Consider the following 21654-nt stretch of genomic DNA (forward strand, 5'->3'; position numbering starts at 1 on the left):
ACGGTGACGAGATGACCCGGGTCATCTGGAAAATGATCAAGGAGCGGCTGATTCTGCCCTATCTGGATGTGGACCTGGACTATTACGACCTGGGCATCCGCAACAGGGACGCCACCGACGACAAGGTCACTGTGCAGGCGGCCCAGGCCATCCAGCGCGAGCATGTGGGCGTCAAGTGCGCCACTATTACCCCTGACGAGGCCCGGGTGAAGGAATTCGGACTCAAGCGCATGTGGAAGTCGCCCAACGGCACCATCCGCAATATTCTTGGCGGAACCATCTTCCGCGAGCCCATCGTCATCGACAACATCCCCAGGCTGGTCCCCGGATGGTCCAAGCCCATCGTGGTGGCCCGCCATGCCTTTGGCGACCAATACCAGGCCACTGATTTCACCGTGCCTGGGCCAGGGAAGCTGAGCGTCACTTTCACACCCGAGGACGGGAGCGCCCCGGTGACCCGGGAAGTGACCGTCTACCCGGGTCCGGGCGTGGCCCAGGTGCAGTTCAACCTTGACGACTCCATCCGCGACTTCGCGCGCTCCTGCTTCAACTATGCCCTGCAGAGGCACTATCCGGTCTACCTGAGTACCAAGAACACCATCCTCAAGGCCTACGACGGCCGTTTCAAGGACATTTTCGCCCAGGTCTACGAGCAGGAGTACCGGAATCGGTTCGAACAAGAGGGGCTGACCTACCAGCATCGGCTGATCGACGACATGGTGGCCTCCTCGCTCAAGTGGCAGGGCGGCTATGTATGGGCCTGCAAGAACTACGACGGCGATGTCCAGTCCGATGCAATAGCTCAAGGGTTCGGGTCCCTTGGCCTCATGACCTCCATGCTGATGACGGCCGACGGGCAGACGGTAGAGGCCGAGGCCGCCCATGGAACCGTGACCAGGCATTACCGGCGCTGGCTCAAGGGTGAGACCACTTCCACCAACCCGATAGCCTCCATTTTCGCCTGGACGGGCGGACTCAAGCAGCGGGCACGGCTGGATGACACACCCAGGGTGGCCCAGTTTGCGCAGACCCTGGAATCTGTGGTTATCGAGACCGTGCGCTCCGGCCGTATGACCAAGGATCTGGCCAGCCTGGTCGGCCCTGATCAGCCCTGGCTGGACACCGAGGGATTCATGGATGCCCTGGACCAGGCCCTTGCCGAGCGTATGGCTTCAACTGCGACAGAGGCCATAGAACACAAGGCGGACTGACAGATCGGACATAGCATCATCTCCCATCCATTGCATGCGGTTGAAACAGGCGGATAATCCGCTGAGTCCAGCCTTGACCGTCTGCTCCCTGGCGAGAAGCTTGTGCGCAAAAGCAAGGATGCTCCATACGCTCCTACCCGTGAGCCCATACAATGGTTGCTCGGGACCCGGCCAGAGTCGGGCCCTTTCGGAACGAAGGAGCGAATGTGAAGAAGACCGGCTTTGCACGGCATTTGTCCGGCTTGCTGGCCCTGCTGGCATGCCTGGCCATGGCGGCATCGACTGGTGCTTGCGGTCCGGCCATGGGCGGAGGCAAACAATCCCCGAGCACCCCGCAGAGCCCGGCGAGCTCGACGGCAGCTGCGGAAGTGCCAGGTCGGGTGGCCATTTTCACTCCCTCCGACGGCATCACCCTCTCCCAGCACACGCCCATCAACAAGTGGGCCGCCCTGGTCCCAGATCTGAAGGCGGGACTGACCAAGGAGCATCTTTCCGGCAAGCGCATCGATGCCTACACCAGCGGGAATCTGGAAGACCAAAGCAAGGAAGTGCAGGATTACGTGGTCAACCGACTTTCGGAGCGCAAGACCGGGAAGACCTCAGAGCCCACCACGCTGGTGGTGGCACCCATGACCTCGCCGGATTCCATTACCCGCCAGTATGGCGACTACATCAGCAAGTCACTGGAGGCCGATGCCAAAGACAAGGCGAGCGCACGCCTGGTCTCGTCTCTGCGCCTTGCCATGGGCGCGGGCATGCACCTGGTGCTGCTGGCCAATCAGGTGCCGGGCATTGAGCCGGATTTGTTCGTGCAGTTGTCTGATGCGCGGGCCATCGGTCAGATGCAGGCGGAGAAGCTGGCCAGCAAGCTGGAGCTGGACAAGGCCAACAAAAACAACCCCTGCCGCATTGAGATTCTGCTGCCGAACCGGACAGCCGAGACATCTTCCTCTGCTGACAAGGATGCTGAAGCCGACCAGGCTGATCAGGACCAGCAAGAGGAGCAGGATGCGCAAAGTTCTTTCCCTGCGCAGGCCTTCGCCGGAATCTGGCAGGTGCTGGGTCCTTACTTCAAGGATGGGCGGGCTGTCAGCCCATCGGGGCGCCTGAAGGCAGACAGCACTGATAAAGACTGGCAGACGGTCGCTTTTGACCCAGGCAAGGATGCCTCGGCTACAGGCAAGGAGCTGGCGACCCGGCTGTCCATGAACGATGACACCAAGACCCATACCGAGGTGGACGGCATTCTGGCCATGAACGACTTCATTGTTTCCGGGGTGGTCTCTGAACTCGGGGATCTGGGGTATCGGGGTACGTCAGCGGATGTCAACCCGGAGATCTCCGTATCAGGCATTGTCGGATCCATGACCGGCCGACAGGATCTGCATCGGCAGCGCGTGCCCAAACCCGCCCAGAGCCCCACAACCCAGAATCAGACAGGGTCGGAGGCGGATTCTTCACAGCAGACCACGGGTAAGACTGAAGGATCCACACCCTCGGACGACCACGCCGCCTGGCCCATCATCAGCGGATACGGCGCTTACGTTGACAACCTCCCTCAAATCGTTGATGGACGTCAGTGGATGACCGGGCTGGAGGACAGGCTGGGACTCGCGGCTGATATTGCCAAGGTCTGCGTCGGCCTCAACAGCCAAGGCAAGGTACCAGCCATGGACACGATCCAGACCGTCAACCAGGACGGCAAACAGGTGCGTCGCCTGTCAAGACCCTTGGTCGCGGTTTCAGCCACCAACCTCAAGGCGGCGCTGATCGATACAGGCTACATCAAGCCAGCCGACGCGGGTCTTTGAGCATAGATCTCCTGCTCGATCCGGTCCTCATACCGCTTGAGAACCTCCTGACGGCGGGGCTTGTACGAGGCGGTGAGAAGACCGTTTTCACGCGTGAAGTCCTGGTCGAGAATCAGATAGCGGCGGATGCCCTCGGCCCGGGAAACCTGTGCGTTGGCCGCGTCCACGGCACGGTCGACCTCCGTGCGGATGATGGGGTTCTCTCCAGCCGCCGCAGCATCTTTCAGGGGCTCGGCGCCCTGGTCCCGCATCCAGCGATCGACCTCCTCGGCATTGAGGGTGATCAGGGCCGAGATGAATGGTCTGCGGTCCCCGATAACCATGCAGTGGCTGATGATGGGCGAACGTTCAACAGCCGTCTCCAGCAACGCCGGTGAGATGTTCTTGCCACCGGCAGTAATGATGATTTCCTTGCGCCGACCGGTCAGCCGAACGAATCCGTCCTCGTCCAGACTGCCCAGATCGCCTGTCAGCAGCCAGCCGTCGCGAATCTGCCTGGTGGTGATTTCGGGATGGTTGTGGTAGCCGATGCAGACGTCGGGACCCTTGACGCATAGCTGGCCCTCCTGGTCGATGCCCACAGTGATGCCAGGCATGGGCAGACCGATGGTGCCCAGCCGATAGCCTTCGGTTGGGTTGACCGTGACCGGACCCATGGTCTCGGTCATGCCATAGCCCTCCAGCAGGGGTAGGCCTATGCCGTTGAAGAAGTCCGCAATGTCCCTGTCCAGGGGGGCGCCGCCCGAAATGGCATACTTGACCCGGCCGCCCAGGGCCTCCAGGATGGGATCGTAGACGGTTCCCGTGTACATAAGGTGCTTGGTCTTCAGCGACATGGGGACGCGGGTGCCGTTCTGTTGATGACGGGACCACTGCCTGGCCACTCCCGCGGCATCCAGGAAAATTCTGCCCCTGGCACCGGTGCCTGCTCGCTGGGAGGCGGCGTTGTAGATCTTCTCGAAGATTCGGGGCACAGCCAGGATGAATGTGGGTTTGAAGGTCTGCATGTCCTGCAGCAGATTGCGGATAGATCCGGTAAGCCCCAAGGTGAGGTCCGTAGCGATGGCGAAGAACTGCAGACAGCGGGCGAAAGCGTGGGCCAGGGGCAGGCAGAGCAGAAGCCGCCTGCCCTCACCCAGGCAGATGTCGGGGACTGCCTGAGCTCCCGAACGCACGGTGAAGACGATGTTGCTGTGGCTGAGTTCAATGCCCTTGGGCTTGCCCGTGGAGCCTGAAGTGTAGACGATGGTAGCCAGGTCGGAGCCTTGCACCGAGTCGGCCCGGGCTTGGAAGTCTGCCTGGTCCACCGCCCGTCCGTAGGCGGTCATAGTGGTCAGCGCCCCCCTGTTGATTACATACAGGTCGTTCAGATAGGCGCATTGGGAACGAACCGCGTCCACCCGGGCCCTCATGTCGTCATCCTCCAGAAAGGCCATGCCGACATGGGAGTCGTTGAAGATACGCCGGATCTGATCGGGCGAGTCCGTCTCGTAGACCGGCACCGTCACTGCTCCAATGGACAGGATGGCCATGTCCAGGGCAGTCCACTCCCATCGGGTGTGCGAGACGATGGCCACCGAATCCCCACGACCTATACCCCTGGCCATAAGCCCCTTGGCCAGCGCGACAACGCGATCCCGGAACTCACGGGCTGTGAGGGTGCTCCACTCACGTCCACTCCGGTATTCGATCAAAGGATCGTCCCCCAGGCGTTCAACCCTGTCCTCAAGCAGGGAGAAGACGCTGGCATCAGGATCTATGGGCTCCTCAAGCGGACGCGTGAATTCTTGCTGCATGTTCTGCATGACCACTCCCTGCTGAAACGGCGTTATGCTTAACGATTCTAACCGCTCCCCCGGGCTGGCGATATACCCGGTCTGCAAACGCGCGAGTCCTGCAAGCAAACCCCACATTCCTACAGGGGCTTGAGACGGATGCGATGCCACCCGATCCTGGCACCAGGATCCAGATAATTGCCTTGATCGTCTTTAAGGCCCCAGTGCAGACACTCCTGGGCACAGTGGTCTGAGTCTCCCCGCACCCTTCCCCATACCGTGCCGGTCTGCAGCCGGGTCCCTGTCGGCAGAGAGCTCTGTGCAGGCTCATAGGTGGAGACCAGGTTGCCGTGACGTATGGAGACCACGTCCTTGCCTGCTACGGAACCTGCAAAGGCGATGACGCCGTCTGCCGGGGCACGGATATCGCTGCCTTGCTCCGTCTCCAAATCTATCCCGCGATGACCTCTCAGCCACGGACGACCCGGAGGATCAAAGGGACGCATAACCAGCGGGGCGGCCTTACCGCCAGGCAGAGGTTCAAGGGGCCACAGCCAGCCCCGGCGGCAGGCTGCGGTCGACGAGCCAACTCGACCCTTCTGCGCCGGAGCTGCAGCCGAAGGCAGGGTCGGCGCAGGCTGAGCCGTGACGGTTGCCGTCGGCCCCGCAGCCGACAGGACCAGCGCCAGCATCAACACCAGCAGGGTCCTGGGAAACCAAGGGGGCCGACAGCCGGAGGGTATGGTGGGCATCCGACCGGTAACTCGCCTGAGGCCCTTGTTCTTATGGTCACGCGCACAGGCCATAGTCGCACCTTCATTCCGTCATCGTGGATGCCCGATCGGGCATCCACCATCATGATGGATTGGATGCCGCAGCCGTGTGAGCCGGAAGGAGGCATGTGGTCGAATATATACTCGTCCACATCCAGATGGACCGTAAAGGCACCATAATCAAGAGTCCGTGAAAGGGTTCCCGGTCTAGATGCCATTGGCGGCCTTTCAAGCCAGATGAATGACCGTCCATGAGATGGGAGGCAGCTGAAGGTTCAAGGTGTCCTCATCCATCCTGAAGTCCTTCCTGGCATGCATGACGACTCGCTCCTGGTCCTCAAGCGTGTTGCGTGCCGAGGGGTCCTCCTCGTGCAGTGTGCTGATCTTGGCCTGCCGATGTCGGTCCTGTTCAGGCAGGGCGATGCTGAAATCAACGGAACGGTCAAGGCTGCGGTTGACCGCGAAAACACTCAGGGAGCCATCGGCACCTCTGACGGCCACTGAATCGGTCATGGGCACCTGACCGTAGCGGGAAGTCTCAAAGGTGTCGCCGCTCTGCAGGCTCTTGAGCACGCTGGCGCCTCGTGCATAACGGGCGGTCAGGGCGAAGGGGTAGAAAATTGTCTGCCTCCAGGCCGGGCCGCCGGGCTCGGTCATGATGGGGGCAATGACGTTGACCAGCTGGGCCAGGCTGGCCGCATGAACGACGTCGGCATGCCTGAGCAGGGTGATCAGCAGGTCGCCTACCACCACGGCATCTGCCGCCGTATAAACATCCTCCAAGAGCGGCGCGCCTATAGGCCAATTGCCGATGCCTTCGGGCGATCTGCTGGCCTCGGCATCCTGGTACCAGACATTCCACTCGTCGAAGGAGATGAAAACCTGATGATCACTGCCCAGCCGGGCACGCGAGGCGGCGATGATGGCCGCAACATCGGTGATGAAACTGTCCATGTCCACGCCGGAAGCCAAAAAGCTGGCCATGTCCCCATCCTTGGGCGCGTAATAGGCATGGCATGAGAGGAAGTTCACATTTTCGAAGCAGCGCTCCAGGACGGTACGCTCCCAGAGGCCGAAGGTGGGCATGGTGTGCGACGAAGATCCGCATACGACCAGATCCAAGTCCAGGTCGATCATCCGCATGGCCACAGCCGTCCGGTTGGCCAGATCGGCATATTCCTCTGCACTCTTGTGGCCGATCTGCCAGTCGCCGTCCATCTCGTTGCCCAGGCACCACATCCTGATGTTGAGGGGGCGATCATGGCCGTTGGCACGACGCCGTTCCGACAGCTCGGTGCCCGACGGCACATTGCAGTATTCGAGCAGATCCAGGGCCTCCTGCATGCCCCTGGTGCCCAGGTTAACGGCCTCCATGAGCTCGTTGCCGCCCAGCTTGTCCAGCCAGTCGCGCATCTCATGCAGGCCGAACTCGTTGCTTTCACCGGAGTGCCAGGCCAGGTCGAGACGGCGAGGACGGTTTTCACGCGGTCCCACGCCATCCTCCCAGCGATAGCCCGAGACGAAGTTACCGCCCGGGTATCGGATGGTGGTCACGCCCAGCTCCTTGACCAGATCCATGACGTCCCGGCGAAAACCCTGTTCGTCTGCTGTCGGATGGCCCGGCTCATAGATGCCCGAGTAGATGCCCCTGCCCAGGTGCTCTACGAAGGAGCCGAAAAGGCGATCGTCAATTGGCGTGGACTTTTGCTCCTCATCCACCTTGAACTGTGCCCTGCCGCTGTGAGTTTGTTGCCCCTGCGTCACTGTCTGACTCCTTCGTTCTGACTTTATCGACCATGATTCTCGTCCATATTGAAACTATGGAACATCTGAATAGTACAACGTTGTGAATTCGACAAACCACCGGTCTATCGCCCCACGCAGTCACCCCCCCCCCTACGTGCCGAGCGACAGGCTACGTGGTTATTCCATATCACACTAGGAATGAGAATATTGAGAACAGGCCGACAGCATCAGTCCTTGTGTCAGGAGACTTCTCATCAATTCAGTCGGTTGTGCATCCCGATACTCATATTTACAACGGCCAGGAGCATTTGAGACGAGGGGGGGGGGGTCATTTACTTGACAGATTGCACATCATAAAGAGAGCTTGCAGATAAAGAAAACCGCCGGAGAACCGGCGGTTGAGAGCTCCCGCAGCTGGGCTTGAACCAGCGACATTTCGATTAACAGTCGAACGCTCTGCCAACTGAGCTATGCGGGAATGTCCCGTTCAACTCTCGCTGAACACAATTACCATACTGTAGTCCAGACTTTCGTATCCGACAACTTGGCGTGTCGATTACATGAGGATCCTGTCCATGGGCATGGCCGAATCGATGGAAAAGTCAGGAGCGGAGGGTGCCAGACCGGCCTGGACCAGATTGACGCCCAGCATGGCCACCATGGCGCCGTTGTCCGTGCACAGGTTGATCTTCGGAATGCGGACCTTGATGCCCTCCTGGTCACCGAATTCCTGAAGCTTGCCGCGCAGCTGTGAGTTGGCTGAAAACCCACCGCCGACAATCAGGGTATCCGTGTCGAACATGTGGCAGGCAGCCATGGCCTTGCGGGATAGGACGGTGGCCACGGAATCCGCCAGGGAGGCGCAGACATCATCCACGGGAATGTCGAGCCCGGCCTGCTGTCTGCGTTCGACCCATCGAGCCACTGCGGTCTTGACCCCGGAGAAGCTGAAGTCATAGGGATGCTCGGCTCCGGCCCGACCCTTGGTCAGCCCCTGGGGCACAGCGATGGCGTGAGAGTCGCCCAGGCGGGCATGACGGTCGATGTGGGGGCCGCCGGGATAGGGGAAACCGAGCAGACGCGCAATTTTGTCGAAGCACTCCCCCGCCGCGTCATCCAGGGTAGTGCCCACCACCTGGACCGATCGAGCCAGGTCATCCACATGCAGCAGCGAGGTGTGGCCGCCGGAGACGATCAAGGCCAGCGCGTTCTTCGGAAAGGGGCCGAATTGGAGCTGGGTGACCGCTATGTGGCCGATGACATGGTTGATGCCATATAGAGGCTTTTTCGCCGCCCAGGCCAGCGCCTTGGCGCCGGAGACGCCTACGGCCAGGCATCCAGCAAGTCCAGGACCAGCCGAGACCGCTATGGCATCCACTTGGGACAGGTCCATGTCCGCATCCTTCAAGGCCTTGGAGACAACCGGCACAAAGGACTCAGCGTGTGCCCGCGAGGCGATCTCAGGGATGACGCCCCCATAACGGGCGTGCTCGTTCATGGAGGATGCCACCACGTTGGACAGCAGCCGGTTACCCTGAACCAGGGCGGCTGCAGTCTCGTCGCAGGTGGATTCGATGCCAAGCACCAGAGGCTCACTCATGGTCAATGATCCTTTCCTGTCCTTCCGAAAGCCTGCTGCTGACAGATCCCACCGGACCCGGCCCGACCGAGCTTAAAGGTCTGGTCATAGCCCAGGCATCCACGCCTTCAGGCTGATAGTAGCCCTTGGATAGACCCGTCTTTGAGAAGCCAAAGTCCTTGTAGAGATTGATGGCCACGGGATTGTCTACACGCACCTTCAGATTCATTCGCTGCAACCCCATACAATCGGCCGAAGCAATCAGCTTGGCCAGCAGGGATCCTGCAATACCGCGATGTCGTGCTTCCGGTAGCACCCCAATGGTCATCAGCTCGGCCTCCCTTTCGCCCGACCAATAACCTCCGTAGCCCAGGATGGCACCCTGGTCCTCCCATACCAGGTAGGTGCGCGAGGGCGCAGACAACTCAAACCGCATCTCCTGCCTCTTCCAGGCCTGGTCGCCGAAGACGCGCTTCTCCAGATTGACAAGCTGGTTCAGGTCCCCCAAGGCCGCCCTGCGAATCATGACTGGACAGCCACGTGTTTGAGCGGGTTGGGCACCGAGACGTCCGGCCGACGAAGGTAAAGCGGCTCCACCGGGTCGATCAGCCCCTGCTGGGCACGTCTGCATGCACAAGCCGCCATCAGAGCTGTCCCCTGGGTCCGATCCTCCAGGAAGGATCCTTCGTCCAGTATCACCCGTATATCCGGATGCTTATCCAGACGCTCCCACTGGTCAGCGTAGCGACCGGCTCCATGGCCACTAATGACCAGAGTGACAGGGCCCTGATCCACAGACCCACCCTCCTCTGCAACGGCCGTGATTCTCTCACAGATAGCAGCTGGATAGTCGATGCTCATTTCGGTCAGCGGCCGGGCCGGGGCTTCCACGTCTCCAAAGTCATCAAAGAGACGGTAATAGAGCTGCCGACGTCGAGCATCATTGACAGCCAGAACCAGCAACCGGGTATGGTCTTGTTCCTGCTGACTGAACCGGCTGTAGGCATAGCGGGCCTGTGGTTCCAGGATGTCCTGCCCCAGCAGACGGGCACCGGTGGCAAAGGCCAGGGCTTTGGCGGTTACGATGCCTGCCCGTAGACCGGTGAAGGGCGCAGGGCCCAGTCCCACCACGATGGTTCTCAGGTTGTCTGCAGACAGCCCGGCCTGGTCCATGACCTTGGCGATATTGACCTGGAGGCGTTCCACATGCGAGCGCGATTCGGTCTCGATGCAAGGCTCCCGCCCGGGCAGCCCCACAGTCGAGCCATATGAGGTGTCGATCACCAAAAGGGGCGTATCGCTCCCGCTCATGTCGTCATCGCCTTTCTCAGCTGCTCCAGTCTGGTGGCCCATGAAGGACCCACTCCACGCAGACGTACCATACGCTGACCCTGGGAGCTGGGTGGCGCGTCAGGATCTTCCCGAGGATCCACGGGTCGGGCAATGCTCACTTCCAGTCGTTGATCGGCCAGCGCCGAAGCCATCTGCTCCCCCCATTCCATCAGGATGATGGTGCTTTGGCCCGGATCTTCCAACTCCTCGTCCAGACCAAGGGACTCCAGCTCGTCCAGGAGCCGATCCACTGCATCCTCGCCAGGCAGATAGTCCTGTCCACCCAGCCGATAGGCATCCACGTGGATCAGGGTGACCGGCGAGCCGTCGGACAGATGGCCATGCAGCTCTCTTGCGATGGTGAACGTGGGCGAGACCACAGGACCGTCCACTCCAAGTCCGCTGCCCAGCCCCTGGGCCAGCGTGGTTTTGCCCGCCCCCAGAGGTCCGGACAGGAGGATCACATCCCCGCCTTGCAAACATGAAGCCAGGTTTCTGCCCAGACGCTGCATGTCCTCGCCCGTTGGCACAGCCAGCTCGAATCCATCCTGTTGCTCGGCACTGTACTGCAGGCTCATGCCAATGTCCTTCCCTTGGCGGCAATCAGCTCCACTGCCCGTTCCAGAGCATAGCGGGCATCGCCGCTGCTGGTCTTGCTGACCTCATCAGCATGGGCCAAGGCCTCGATGCAGGCCGCCAGGCCGGAGGATGTCCATCCATGCAGCTGTCGCTTCGCCTCCCGCAACTGCCAGTAAGCGGCCTTGGCCTCGGCTGTCGTGATGGATCCAGATTCGATGGCCGCCTCCTTGCCCAGCGTTCGCAGCTTCAGGGCCAGTACTCCGATAAGTGATACCGGTTCGTTGCCCTGTTCCAGAGCTGAACGCAGGGCGACGACGGCTTGGGCCGGTTTGCCAGCAAGGGCCTTGTCCGCCACAGCGAATCCCGATACAGCCGGGTTATCGGTCAGATACCGGTTGACGATATCCAAGGTCATGGGGTCCTGGTCAAAATCAAAACAGAGCTGAGAGCACATAGCAGCCAGTTCCGGAGTGCGTTCGCCCAGGACATCCACCAGACGCTGGGCCGCCCGCGGCTGGATGCGACGCTGATGGGCCTTGAATTGCCCATAAACGAAATCGACCTTGTCATCGAACTTCTTCAGATCCGGCATACGCTCTATGACTGCTCCGGCCCGTTCCATCTGATCCAGAAGCCTGCGGCCCCGGTTGCCCCCGTCATGACGTGCGATGACAATGCTGGATTCGGAATCTACCGGCTCGTGGCAGAAGTCCACCAGGGCCTGAGTCAAGGCCTCATCGGCCGCCTGCAAATCATCCAGAAGAACCACGGCCGTCTGACTGAGCAGGGAGGGTCCGACCGCCTCCTGAAAGGCATAAGCGTCGCAGTCTGCTGCGTCCATTTCCATGTATTCGCTGTCCGGGTGAGCGGCACATGCCTGTGCACACAGCTCCTTGACGCGCTGCCCGTTGAGGAAGGGATCACCGCCGACCACCAGATGGACGGAAGGGTTCTCCTGCTGAGCTTTGGTCATGACTCAAATCTCCCTTTATCACTGGACATTACCCCGGTCGTTTTTTGAAGACCAACTGTGCCAGAAGGCTATAGGTCTGCCGTAGCCAGACCTTGATTGACCCCCAAGCCGATGGCCGAAAGGGAACCCCTGAATCCTCGTCTGCCACGGCTGACCATGAACGGTCCCACCTCCGGGTACGGATGAGTCGAACCAGTCGATGATCGATCACGACCATGAGACCCAGACCAAGCAGACAGGCGCTGCCGACTGGCCCAGAGGGCCAGGCCGCCGGAGCAGCCGCCTCGCCCAGCCATGTGGCGGCAAAAGCCATGACCCCGGTACCCAAGGAGGTCAACCGGGCCAGCAAGAGCCCCAATGGGGGCCAGAGCCAGGAGGTGAGCAATGCAAGCAGGCCGGTCACGGTGGCAGCGTCGACCACAGGAGTGACCAGCAGGTTGGCCAGCGGGGCCAGCAGAGGCAGTCCGGGACTCATCAGCACCTGCACGGGCAGAGTCCCGGCCTGTGCGCACAGGGTCGTGGCCAATGGACGTGCCAGTAATGCCGGCAGATGGTTTTCAAGGAGGGCCGTCAAACGCCGGTTACCCAGACCTATGCCAAGCACGGCACCACAGGAGAGTGCGAAGCCGAAGCTTGAAGCCATGGAAGGCCGCAGGATCAGGACCAGCAGCACGCACCAGGACAAGGTATTCAAGGACTGTGCAGGACGGCAGACAGCGAGGGCCAGCGCCGAAAGAAGCCCCATGGCCTGAGCTCGCAAGACTGAATCCCCTGGGACCATCAGCATGCCCAAGCCCAGATAGGCGGCAGACAAAACCAGGGCCATCAGCAGGGGCGGCGAGCGCAGGGACCGCATGATCGAAACCAACAGTGAGGCCAGGATCATGAAGTGCCCGCCGGAGACCGCCATCAGATGAAGGATGCCTGATGCCCGGAAATCCTGGGTCAGACGGGCGGCATAGGCAGGTTCCACTGCCGGTCTGCTTAGGGACCCACCCGACCCGGGCAGGGCCTGGTTGCCTAGGATGCCCATGGTCAACCCCGGCACCAGAATCCGCCCCTGATCATCCAGCCTGCTGGCCTGTTCGAGAAAGGCATTTTGCATACGAGCGATTAATCGTCTACCAGGTCCTGGCGGTCTGACCTCTTTCAGGCCGCCTTCCACGGTCAGCCAAGGCATAGGGCGTCCGTAAGCGGAGGGTTCCAAGAGACCTCGCGCGCGATACTGTCCACCCTGCTGCAACAGGCATGACCGGCTGCGGGCGAAGAGCACAATCCGTTCATCGGAAGGCATGCGCACCCCGGCCACAGTCACCCATTGCAGCCTTAATTCCACCTGACAGTCCCAGCCTCTTCGAGAGGATGCGCTCATAGGTCCCACAGCTTTGCCACGAACCTCAGCCATCGCCTTCCCCTGAAGGATCTGACGGGACGCCGGCCCGCTGCGCACCGACTCATAATCGACCGTGGCAGCCAATGCCGTAGCCAAAGCCACGGCAGCCAGTACGGCCAGCGTCGGCAGCTTCCGAGGACCAAACCAAGTGGACACCAAGGTGTCCCTGATATTCGCTGCGCTCCCACAAGTCGTATTCAGACTGCGTAAGCGATGAGGCCGACGAAATACCTGACTCCTGCAATCGGGGTTCTCTGTTACGACCAAGCAGACGAATTTGATGGCAAGCAGGAGCGTTGCAAGGACTAATGGAAGCGCCAGGACAAGCGGCGTCATCCAGACCGCTATGCCCATGCCTCCACCGGCTGTACTCCCACCGGCCATGTCGCCTTTGGATTCCCCCATTGACTCGGCCCAGTCACCGCCCTTGGCTGATCCTACCGCTGATCCGCCCATGCTCCGGTCCAAAAACCACGAGACCAGCAAGGCAACCGCCCAAGCCAGACAGGCGGCGGGGAGCATACGAAGGTTGCGGCTGCCGTTCTCCCGATCAGTTGCATCGTGAACCCCATCGTGAACCGCTGCATGACCGACCATCATTGCGCCACCAAATATGGGCGTAAGCGGGCCAGGGTCTTGGCACCGATACCGGGGACATCCAGGAGCTGGTCTACCGAGGTGTAACGGCCGCCGATGGCGTGCCGATGTTCCAATATTTTTGCAGCCTTGACCGGACCGATTCCTTTGACGTTCTCCAGATCCTGCTGGCTGGCGCTGTTGATATTCACCCGTCCCGCCTGATCGTCCTTCGCTGAGGAGGCACTGGAGGCCGGAGCAGCAGGGACATTACCGGTCTCTTCGGGAGGTTGGGGTGAGCCTGAAACCGGAAGTTTGGCCTGTTCACTGCCCGCTTGACCCTGAATATTACGGCTGGGATCGTTTCCTGAGGCTTGCTTGCCTCGGTTGGTAGCCCTGTTTACATCGCTTTTCGCAGCAGCCGACGACCTGGCCCCGGATCCGTCAACAGTTACTCCTGTCGCCAGGGCCCGTCCCTGCTGGGCCAGCAGGGTCAGACTTAAGGCAAGGGCCGCCACCAGAATGAGGATGGCCGTCAAGGCCTGAAGCGGCGTAAACGACCAAACGGGCTTATCCCGTCGAACCTGGGAGTCGGCCTTGCCTTCAGCTGACGGCTCCGACCGAATCGATTGATTCAGGGCCAGAGCCTGGAGCGGCGGCGCCGGCGGCTGGGTGATATTGATGCTCATAGGCCCAGCCTGACATGGAAAAGCCCCCCCGATATGAGGTCGGGGGACTATGTGGTCGAAGGTCGTCGTCTGTCCACAGCCAGGCTGCGGGCAGTTCAGAGTCAGGCTGGCACGACCGAAACGATCTTAGGCGCCTTGACGATGACCTTCCGCGGCTCTTTGCCACCCAGCCGCTCCTGGACGGCAGGCAGTGCCAGTGCCATGGCCTCGAGCTGGTCGGGCGCGATGTCGGGGCTGACCTGCAGCTTGCCGCGGACCTTGCCCTTGACCTGGACCACGGCGGTGACCGTGTCCTCGCCAAGATAGCGATCATCCCAGGTCGGCCACTGGGCATGCGCCAGGGACTCCTTGTGACCCAGACGGCTCCAGAGCTCCTCGCAGATGTGGGGGGCGATAGGCGAGAGCATGAGCACCAGGGGCTCAATGGCCGCCCTGGGCGTCGGATTCAGCCCGGTCAGATGGTTGTTGAGCACGATCATCCTGGCGATGGCCGTGTTGGGCCTCATGGCCTCCATCTCCACGGTCACATCGTGGATGGTGGTGTTGAGCAGCTTCAGGGTCTTCTGGTCGGGTTCGCCCTCGTCCAGGACCACCTCGCCGGTCTGCTCGTCCACCACATTGCGCCAGAGCCGCTGCAGGAAGCGCATACCGCCCACCACGTTGCGCGTGTTCCAGGGTCTGGACTCGTCCAGGGGACCCATGCTCATCTCGTAGAGGCGGAAGGTGTCGGCCCCATAGGTGCGGTACATGTCGTCCGGAGTGATGATGTTCTTGAGGCTCTTGCCCATCTTGCCGAACTCGCGGTTGACCGGCTGCCCCTGCCAGGTGTAACTGACCTTGCCGCCCTCCTCGTGCTCCTCCACCTCGTCGGCGGGCACGTACTGGCCGCGCTGGTCGGTGTAGGCATACGCCTGGATCATCCCCTGGTTGAAGAGCTTGTGGAAGGGCTCCTTGGACGAGACGTATCCCAGATCGTAGAGGACTTTGTGCCAAAAGCGGGCATAGAGCAGGTGCAGCACCGCGTGCTCCACGCCGCCCACGTAGAGGTCGACACCGCCTGACTCCCCGGCCGTGGCATTGTGCCTGGGTCCAAGCCAGTAGTCGTATTCCTCCGGATCAACCATGTGCTGATCGTCCTTGGGGTCGATGTAGCGCATGTAGTACCAGCAGGAGCCGGCCCAGTTGGGCATGGTGTTGGTGTCCCTGTGGTAGACCTTGGGCCCGTCGCCCAGGTCCAGGGTCACGTTCACCCAGTCCTGGTTGCGGCTCAGCGGTGCCTCGGGGCTGGACTGGGCATCCTCGGGGTCGAAGGTCTTGGGCGAGTAGTCGGGCACGTCCGGCAGGGCCACCGGCAGCTGGTCGTCGGGCAGCAGGTGGGGCAGACCCTGGTCGTCATAGACCACCGGGAAAGGCTCGCCCCAGTAACGCTGACGGGAGAAGAGCCAGTCGCGCAGCCGGTATGAAACCGTCCCATGGCCCACCCCGGCCGACTCCAGCCAGGCAGTGACCTTCTCGATGGCCTGGTCAACCCGCAGGCCGTCCAGGCTGAGCTGGTCGCCAGCGGCCTGGGTGGCCTGGACCGAAGAGTTGACCACAATGCCGTCATGGGAGACGAAAGGCGCCTTGCCCCGGTAGTCGTCCAGGGTCTGACCGGAATCAGCCAGCGGGCTGACCGTGTAGACGACGGGCAGGCCGTACTTGACGGCGAAGTCGTAATCGCGCTGATCGCCGCCGGGCACAGCCATGATGGCTCCGGTGCCGTAGTCCATCAGCACGTAGTCGGCAGTGAAGATGGGCAGCTTGTCCCCGGTGATGGGGTTGACCGCATACAGCCCGGTAAACAGGCCGGTCTTGGCTCCGCCCTCGTCCACGCGATCCTTGGCGGTCTTGGCCTCGGCGGCCCTACGATATGCCTGTACACCCTCCGTGGGATTGGCATAGCCGCCCTTCCACTGCTCGGGCACGTCCTCAGGCCACTCCTGGGGCAGGTGCTGGAGCAGGTCGTGCTCGGGCGAAACCACGGCGAAGGTGGCGCCGAAAAGCGTGTCGGGACGGGTAGTGTAGACCTCCATGGTCTGATCGCCGTCAGGGCTGGGCACGGTGAAGTCCACCGAAGCCCCGTGCGACTCCCCGATCCAGTTGCGCTGCATGAGCTTGACCTTTTCGGGCCAGTCCAGAATGTCCAGATCCTCCAGAAGCCGGTGGCCGTAGGCGGTGATGCGCATGGACCACTGCTTGAGCTCGCGCTGGTAGACCGGGTAGTTGCCCCGCTCGGAGCGTCCTTCGGCGGTCACCTCCTCGTTGGCCAGGACCGTGCCCAGCCCGGGGCACCAGTTGACCGGCGAGCGCGAGATGTAGGCCAGGCGGAAGTCGTTGAGCACCTCGGAGCGCTCAGCCTCGTCCAGCTCCTCCCAAGAAGCGCCGGGATGGCCTGGAATGGGCCTGCTTCCGGACTTGAAGGCCTCGACCAGTTCGCTGATGGGCCTGGCCGAGCCCATCCCCCCGTCGGCACGGCGGTAGTCGGGGTCGTACCAGGACTCGTAGATGCGCGAGAAGATCCACTGGGTCCAGCGCACATAGTCGGTATCGATGGTGGCGAAGGAGCGGCGATCGTCGAAGCTGAGTCCCAGCCGATGCAGCTGCCAGCGCATGTTGGCGATGTTCTGCTCGGTGGTGACCCGGGGGTGCTGGCCGGTCTGGACGGCATACTGCTCGGCGGGCAGACCGAAGGCATCGTAGCCCATGGCGTGCAGGACGTTCTCCCCCTTCATCCGGTGGTAGCGGCTGACCACGTCGGTGGCGATGTAGCCCAGAGGGTGGCCCACATGCAGGCCCTTGCCCGAAGGATAGGGGAACATGTCGATGACAAAGTAAGGACTGCGGCCTCCAGCGTGATCCCCGTGGGCATCCGTCAAATCACCCTTGGTGTTGGCGGCCCAGAAGGTGCCCTCCTTGTCCCAACGCTGCTGCCATTGCTCCTCGATGGTCTGAGCCATGGCGGCATCGTAGCGGAATTGAGGCTGATTGGATTCCTGGGTCTGCTGATGATCCCTGTCTTCGTTCGCGTTCATATGGTGAATTATCACCATTCACATGGACACGGCCAGGCTGATGTCCAGCATCCGTCATCCTGGCGGAATCCGTGCTCAGTGATCGCCAGGCTGCAGGGTGCGGGCGGCGGCATCCACGGAGAAACCAATCGACTTGGATGCCCGGCTCAGGGCAGCCTTGAATGATCCGTCCCGCATCATCCTCTTCAGGGCCTGGTCGATGACGTCCACCAGCTCAGGATCCCCGTGGGGCAGGCCGATGCCGTACCGTTCATGGGAGAAGGGCTTGCCGACCAGGCGCAACTGGCCGCCACCACGAACATGAGCCAGGCCAGCCAGGGCGAAGTCATCACCACTGGCAGCATCCGCATCCCCGCTGAGCAGGGCCGTGATGCACTCGGGGAACTCATCCCGCTCCTGGATTTGGGCATCCGGGGCCAGCGAGCGCACCAGTGCCCCGGAGGTGGATCCCGCTGCCACACAGACCCGCTTTTGGGCCAGATCCTCCACTCCAGCGATGTCGTTCTGGGTGCGACGAACCAGCAAATCCTGCCCGGCAGCCAGATAGGGCCCGGCGAAATCCACCAGCTTCTGCCGTTCCTGGGTGATGGAGTAGCCGGCCACAACCATGTCCACCTGGCCCTGTTCGAGCATGCGCTCGCGGTTCGCAGGCTTCACCTGGCGGAAAACTATCTGCGACTCGGCGTATCCAAGCTCGTGGACCACATACTGGGCCACGTCCACATCCAGTCCCCGGTACTGGCCGGACTGGGCGAATCCAAGTCCAGGCTGGTCGAAGGAGATGCCCACGCTGATCTTGGGTCCGATGGAACCCGCACGGTAGGAATCCTCCTGAGATCCGCACCCGCTCAGGGGCACCGCCAGAACCAGTGCCAGCAGAGCCGCCGCAATCCTGCGTGCAAACATGATCGATCCCTACTTGAACATTTTCGAACGTGTCAGGAACCAGGTTACCAAGGCGGTCACCAGGCCCGAAAGAATCACCACGACCGCAAAACCCCAGGGCTTGTCAGTGAAGGGCATGCCGAACATACCCTGGTTGAAGTTCATGCCGTACATGGAGAAGATCAGCGTAGGCACCGACAGGCTGATGGAGATGATGGTGAAGATTCTCATGACGTTGTTGACGTTGTTGGAGACGATGGAGGCGAAGGCGTCGGTCATGTTCGAAAGCACGCTTGAGTAGATGTTGGCCATCTCGATGGCCTGCTTGTTCTCCGTGATCACGTCGCCCAGAAGGTCCTCATCGTCCGGGTAGCGCTTGATCCGCTCCAGGCCGGTCAGCTTCTCAAGGACGATCTCGTTGGACTTGAGGCTGGTGGCGAAATAGACCAAGGTCTTGTTGAGCTCCAGCAGCATGAGGATCTCTCGGTTCTGCATGGAGTGGCGCAGCTTGAGCTCCAGCCGGTCCGACTCGCGGTCGATGATGCGCAGGTATCGCAGGTAGAGGGTGGCGTTGCGGTAGAGAATCTGCAGGATGAAACGGGACTTCATAAAGGTGTTGAAACCCCGGATGGTGCCCTCCATGAAGGGGTGGAGCAGGACGGTGTCCTGCATGCAGACGGTGACGATCAGATCCTCGGTGACGATGATGGACAGAGGGATGGTCTCGTAGTAGTCCCGGCCGTCGCGCTCCTCGGCCCGGGGAATGTCGACGATGACCATGGTGTACTCGTCCTCCACGTCCACACGCGAGCGCTCTTCATCGTCCAGGGGGGCACGCAGGTCAGCCAGGTCTATGCCCGTGGTCTGCGAAACGTTGGCCAGCTCGACATCGGTGGGCGCCGATAAGCATATCCATGAGCCCTTGGAAGCCTTGCCGATCTGCTCGATCTGCCCGTTCATGGTGCTGAATACTCTCATCATCGCCATCACCGCCTCTCATGCTCGGACCTGGCCGACGTGTCTGGCCGAACCGATAGTAGCAGATAACCAGTTGTCGCCGTGCTCAATTTCGCAGGGTAGTCCCGGGTCACCCCCTCCATGGGCGCAGGACGGCGGGTTGGATTTTGGAGGCATCGAATCGGAAATGGCCGGTGATAAGACGATGGCCAGGTGACCCCAGGTAGTCGTTCTCCCTGGCGTGCTGACCCATGTTGTGCAGAAGCAGGGGAATGCCACGGCTGTCCCTTTTATCCGAGGCCATGCCGATGTGCCAGGAGGTGTCGAAGATGACAATGTCGCCCTGCTGCCACTGGTCGGTGGCCGCGGTGTCGTTGGTCAGACGCTGGGCATGCCGGGACAGGAATACGCCGAGGACGTTGGTGCGTCTGAAGTCGATGTTCGGATCAGGCCTGCTGATGACTCCGGCATAGGCCCCGGGAGATGAGGCGATGTCAGCGTCGACCATGGCTTTCAAGTCGTAGCCGGCCTGCCGGAAGGCCCTCCAGATCTCGTCGGTGCAGGCGCCGCGGTCATCGGGAGGATAGCCGCCCTGGTAGTAGCCACTGTCATAATGAGGATGGCGGCGGGCCTCCTGATGGGCTCCACGCACCATGGCCGTATAGTCGTCCACACCGTCGTGGTTGTAGTCCACAGGCGAGGTCAGAGGCGGATGGGCCGCGGTCTGCTCTGGAGAATACCCGGGCAGGCCGTGAGAAGCGGTCCTGGGGCCGTTTGCGGAGGAGTTTTGATTGTCTGAATGGCGAGCAGGCCCGATGCCCACCAGCCTGCCAGCCAAGGCCAAGGAGCCCGCCACAATCAATGCGAGCGCCAGCAGGACAGCCGCCCACCGCAGAACCATTGTCCGCCGATGACGGCGGCCGCTGCGGTTTCGCTCTGTAGGCACAGTGGTCACCTCATCCGGTTGCGCAGGGGCCTGCCATCCATGAATCGATGAAGGTTATCCAGGCAGATTTCCCGAACCTTGTCCATGTTGGAGGGCAGGTAGGCTCCCCCGGCTACATGCGGAGTGAGCAGGCAGCGTGGTTGCCTCCAGAGTGGGTGGTCTTCAGGCAGAGGTTCCGGTTCGGTCACATCCAGCCCTGCACCGAAAATGCCATCCTTATCCAGGGCTTGGGCCAGAGCCATGCAGTCCACGGCATCTCCCCTGCCCGCGTTGATCAGCACGGCGGTGGACTTCATCAATGCAAGACGATGGCCGTCGATGATATGTCTGGTCTGCGGCGTTGAAGGCAGGGCCAGAGCCACTACATCCATCTCAGGCAGCAGGGCATCCAGATCGTCAAAACCAGCCAGACGGTCGAACCCCTCCACCGGCTGGTCGGGATGCCGCCTGATGCCGATGGTCCGAGCGCCTACAGCCTTGGCCAGACGGGCGAAGGAGGCTCCGATATCCCCCGTGCCCAACACCAGAACCTGGCAACCGCGCGGTGAAAGGACAGCCCCGCGAGGTTCCCAACGGCCCATGCGTTGATTGTCCCGGTAACCAGGAAGGTCCTTCATCAGGGCCCACATCACGGCGAACATGTGCTCGGAGACCGACTGCCCGTAGGCGCCGGAGGCACTGGTCAACATGGCATCCTTGGGCAGAACCCCCGGTTTCAGGTAGGCATCCACACCCGCGCTGCTGGTCTGCAGCCAGACCAGGTTACGGCAGGCAACCACCTGCTCGGCCGGCGGATTACCCAAAATGATCGTGGCCTCCGATCGGAGGGATTGAGGGACATCGATGAGCCAATGCATGCTCTGCCGCATGTCCGTGTCGACAATGAACTCCTGACGAACGCCTGGAGCCGCCTGGAGGAATTCCAGTTGTTCACTCTGGTCCAAGGGCAGGCAGTTGATGATGAGCTGGTCCCCAGGATGGTTCTCGTTCCGCTTTTCAGCCCGCACTTCGGCATCGTTTTTGCCGGTCATGGTCCGCCGCCTTTCCGTTGCTGCCGACCCCCTTGGTCGCCCCTTGTTCATCATGCTAGCGCACTTGCAAGCTCAGGAATGACTCAAGACCATTCGAGGATAAAATCCATCAAATAGCTCACAATCCCTGCAATTCCGGGGCAACACACTGAGTTGCTCCATTCGCCAATCCCGGTGTACTATAAGCAAGGCTTCACCAAGCAAGGCAAGCACGGGGCTATGGCGCAGCTGGTAGCGCGTCTCCATGGCATGGAGAAGGTCGGGGGTTCGAATCCCCCTAGCTCCACAGATGGAATCCCGAGGTCACCTCGGGATTCTTTTTTATAT

At 61.4% G+C, this 21654-nt stretch carries 17 protein-coding genes and 2 tRNA genes; 3 read left to right on the top strand and 16 right to left on the bottom strand.

Annotation, left to right across the window (positions count from 1 at the left end; genetic code table 11):
* Together P272_RS0107415 and P272_RS0107420 are read left to right on the top strand one after the other, a co-directional pair.
* On the top strand, positions 1-1211 hold a 1211-nt coding region (locus tag P272_RS0107415), incomplete at its 5' end, for an NADP-dependent isocitrate dehydrogenase (protein WP_044097906.1).
* Between the two features lie 206 nt (positions 1212-1417).
* On the top strand, positions 1418-3022 hold the full coding sequence (locus P272_RS0107420) for a hypothetical protein (RefSeq protein WP_052323236.1): 1605 nt from the start codon (positions 1418-1420) through the stop codon (positions 3020-3022).
* On the opposite strand, the gene P272_RS0107425 is transcribed toward P272_RS0107420, so the two are convergent.
* The 16 genes from P272_RS0107425 to P272_RS0107500 form a co-directional block, all read right to left on the bottom strand.
* Complete coding sequence (locus P272_RS0107425; RefSeq protein WP_029678910.1) at positions 2992-4818, bottom strand: AMP-dependent synthetase/ligase; 1827 nt, start codon at positions 4816-4818, stop codon at positions 2992-2994. The two genes, P272_RS0107420 and P272_RS0107425, sit on opposite strands and share 31 nt — an antisense overlap.
* Positions 4819-4937: 119 nt before the next feature.
* Complete coding sequence (locus P272_RS0107430; protein WP_052323237.1) at positions 4938-5603, bottom strand: M23 family metallopeptidase; 666 nt, start codon at positions 5601-5603, stop codon at positions 4938-4940.
* 195 nt (positions 5604-5798) lie between these two features.
* Positions 5799-7334, bottom strand: coding sequence for an arabinosylfuranosidase ArfA (arfA, locus tag P272_RS0107435; protein WP_029678912.1), 1536 nt, complete (start codon positions 7332-7334; stop codon positions 5799-5801).
* A gap of 387 nt (positions 7335-7721) precedes the next feature.
* A tRNA-Asn gene (locus P272_RS0107440) sits at positions 7722-7794 on the bottom strand.
* A gap of 78 nt (positions 7795-7872) precedes the next feature.
* Complete coding sequence (gene tsaD, locus P272_RS0107445) at positions 7873-8916, bottom strand: tRNA (adenosine(37)-N6)-threonylcarbamoyltransferase complex transferase subunit TsaD (protein WP_029678913.1); 1044 nt, start codon at positions 8914-8916, stop codon at positions 7873-7875.
* A complete protein-coding gene (gene rimI, locus P272_RS0107450; protein WP_044097907.1) occupies positions 8909-9421 on the bottom strand; it encodes a ribosomal protein S18-alanine N-acetyltransferase in 513 nt (170 codons plus the stop codon). The genes tsaD and rimI overlap by 8 nt, the downstream gene beginning before the upstream one ends.
* Positions 9418-10206, bottom strand: coding sequence for a tRNA (adenosine(37)-N6)-threonylcarbamoyltransferase complex dimerization subunit type 1 TsaB (gene tsaB, locus P272_RS0107455; protein ID WP_029678915.1), 789 nt, complete (start codon positions 10204-10206; stop codon positions 9418-9420). The genes rimI and tsaB overlap by 4 nt, the downstream gene beginning before the upstream one ends.
* Positions 10203-10805, bottom strand: a complete 603-nt coding sequence (gene tsaE, locus P272_RS0107460; protein WP_029678916.1) for a tRNA (adenosine(37)-N6)-threonylcarbamoyltransferase complex ATPase subunit type 1 TsaE — start codon at positions 10803-10805, stop codon at positions 10203-10205. The genes tsaB and tsaE overlap by 4 nt, the downstream gene beginning before the upstream one ends.
* Positions 10802-11779, bottom strand: coding sequence for a DNA polymerase III subunit delta (gene holA, locus P272_RS0107465; protein ID WP_029678917.1), 978 nt, complete (start codon positions 11777-11779; stop codon positions 10802-10804). The genes tsaE and holA overlap by 4 nt, the downstream gene beginning before the upstream one ends.
* Positions 11780-11807: 28 nt before the next feature.
* Positions 11808-13328 carry a ComEC/Rec2 family competence protein gene (locus tag P272_RS09165; protein WP_172636726.1) on the bottom strand — a complete coding sequence of 507 codons (1521 nt, stop codon included), beginning with the start codon at positions 13326-13328 and terminating at the stop codon, positions 11808-11810.
* Positions 13329-13768: 440 nt separating this feature from the next.
* Positions 13769-14437, bottom strand: coding sequence for a ComEA family DNA-binding protein (locus tag P272_RS0107475; protein ID WP_029678919.1), 669 nt, complete (start codon positions 14435-14437; stop codon positions 13769-13771).
* A 101-nt stretch (positions 14438-14538) separates the two neighbouring features.
* The gene (gene leuS, locus P272_RS0107480; protein ID WP_029678920.1) at positions 14539-17508 is read right to left on the bottom strand and encodes a leucine--tRNA ligase; all 2970 of its coding nucleotides are present in this window, start codon (positions 17506-17508) and stop codon (positions 14539-14541) included.
* Between the two features lie 75 nt (positions 17509-17583).
* Entirely contained in the window at positions 17584-18414 is an 831-nt protein-coding gene (locus tag P272_RS0107485) for a glutamate ABC transporter substrate-binding protein (RefSeq protein WP_029678921.1), read from the bottom strand.
* A 9-nt stretch (positions 18415-18423) separates the two neighbouring features.
* Positions 18424-19374 carry a magnesium transporter CorA family protein gene (locus P272_RS0107490; protein ID WP_029678922.1) on the bottom strand — a complete coding sequence of 317 codons (951 nt, stop codon included), beginning with the start codon at positions 19372-19374 and terminating at the stop codon, positions 18424-18426.
* A 106-nt stretch (positions 19375-19480) separates the two neighbouring features.
* Positions 19481-20296, bottom strand: coding sequence for a DUF1287 domain-containing protein (locus tag P272_RS0107495; protein WP_029678923.1), 816 nt, complete (start codon positions 20294-20296; stop codon positions 19481-19483).
* 5 nt (positions 20297-20301) lie between these two features.
* Positions 20302-21327, bottom strand: coding sequence for a D-2-hydroxyacid dehydrogenase (locus P272_RS0107500; protein ID WP_081709104.1), 1026 nt, complete (start codon positions 21325-21327; stop codon positions 20302-20304).
* A 213-nt stretch (positions 21328-21540) separates the two neighbouring features.
* On the opposite strand from P272_RS0107500, the gene P272_RS0107505 reads away from it, so the two are divergent.
* Positions 21541-21613 (top strand) — tRNA-Ala (locus P272_RS0107505).
* Positions 21614-21654 lie beyond the last annotated feature (41 nt).

It is taken from the genome of Bifidobacterium sp. 7101, from assembly GCF_000499285.1.
Classification (GTDB): Bacteria; Actinomycetota; Actinomycetes; order Actinomycetales; family Bifidobacteriaceae; genus Bombiscardovia; species Bombiscardovia apis_A.

Excerpts from the sequence above, each read along its gene's own strand:
- P272_RS0107485 (WP_029678921.1), bottom strand. The coding sequence starts at position 18,414 with ATGTTTGCACGCAGGATTGCGGCGGCTCTGCTGGCACTGGTTCTGGCG.
- P272_RS0107490 (WP_029678922.1), bottom strand. The coding sequence starts at position 19,374 with ATGATGAGAGTATTCAGCACCATGAACGGGCAGATCGAGCAGATCGGC.
- P272_RS0107500 (WP_081709104.1), bottom strand. The coding sequence starts at position 21,327 with ATGACCGGCAAAAACGATGCCGAAGTGCGGGCTGAAAAGCGGAACGAG.
- rimI (WP_044097907.1), bottom strand. The coding sequence starts at position 9,421 with ATGATTCGCAGGGCGGCCTTGGGGGACCTGAACCAGCTTGTCAATCTG.
- P272_RS0107475 (WP_029678919.1), bottom strand. The coding sequence starts at position 14,437 with ATGAGCATCAATATCACCCAGCCGCCGGCGCCGCCGCTCCAGGCTCTG.
- tsaE (WP_029678916.1), bottom strand. The coding sequence starts at position 10,805 with ATGAGCCTGCAGTACAGTGCCGAGCAACAGGATGGATTCGAGCTGGCT.
- leuS (WP_029678920.1), bottom strand. The coding sequence starts at position 17,508 with ATGAACGCGAACGAAGACAGGGATCATCAGCAGACCCAGGAATCCAAT.
- P272_RS0107425 (WP_029678910.1), bottom strand. The coding sequence starts at position 4,818 with ATGCAGCAAGAATTCACGCGTCCGCTTGAGGAGCCCATAGATCCTGAT.
- P272_RS0107430 (WP_052323237.1), bottom strand. The coding sequence starts at position 5,603 with ATGGCCTGTGCGCGTGACCATAAGAACAAGGGCCTCAGGCGAGTTACC.
- holA (WP_029678917.1), bottom strand. The coding sequence starts at position 11,779 with ATGACCAAAGCTCAGCAGGAGAACCCTTCCGTCCATCTGGTGGTCGGC.
- tsaD (WP_029678913.1), bottom strand. The coding sequence starts at position 8,916 with ATGAGTGAGCCTCTGGTGCTTGGCATCGAATCCACCTGCGACGAGACT.
- tsaB (WP_029678915.1), bottom strand. The coding sequence starts at position 10,206 with ATGAGCGGGAGCGATACGCCCCTTTTGGTGATCGACACCTCATATGGC.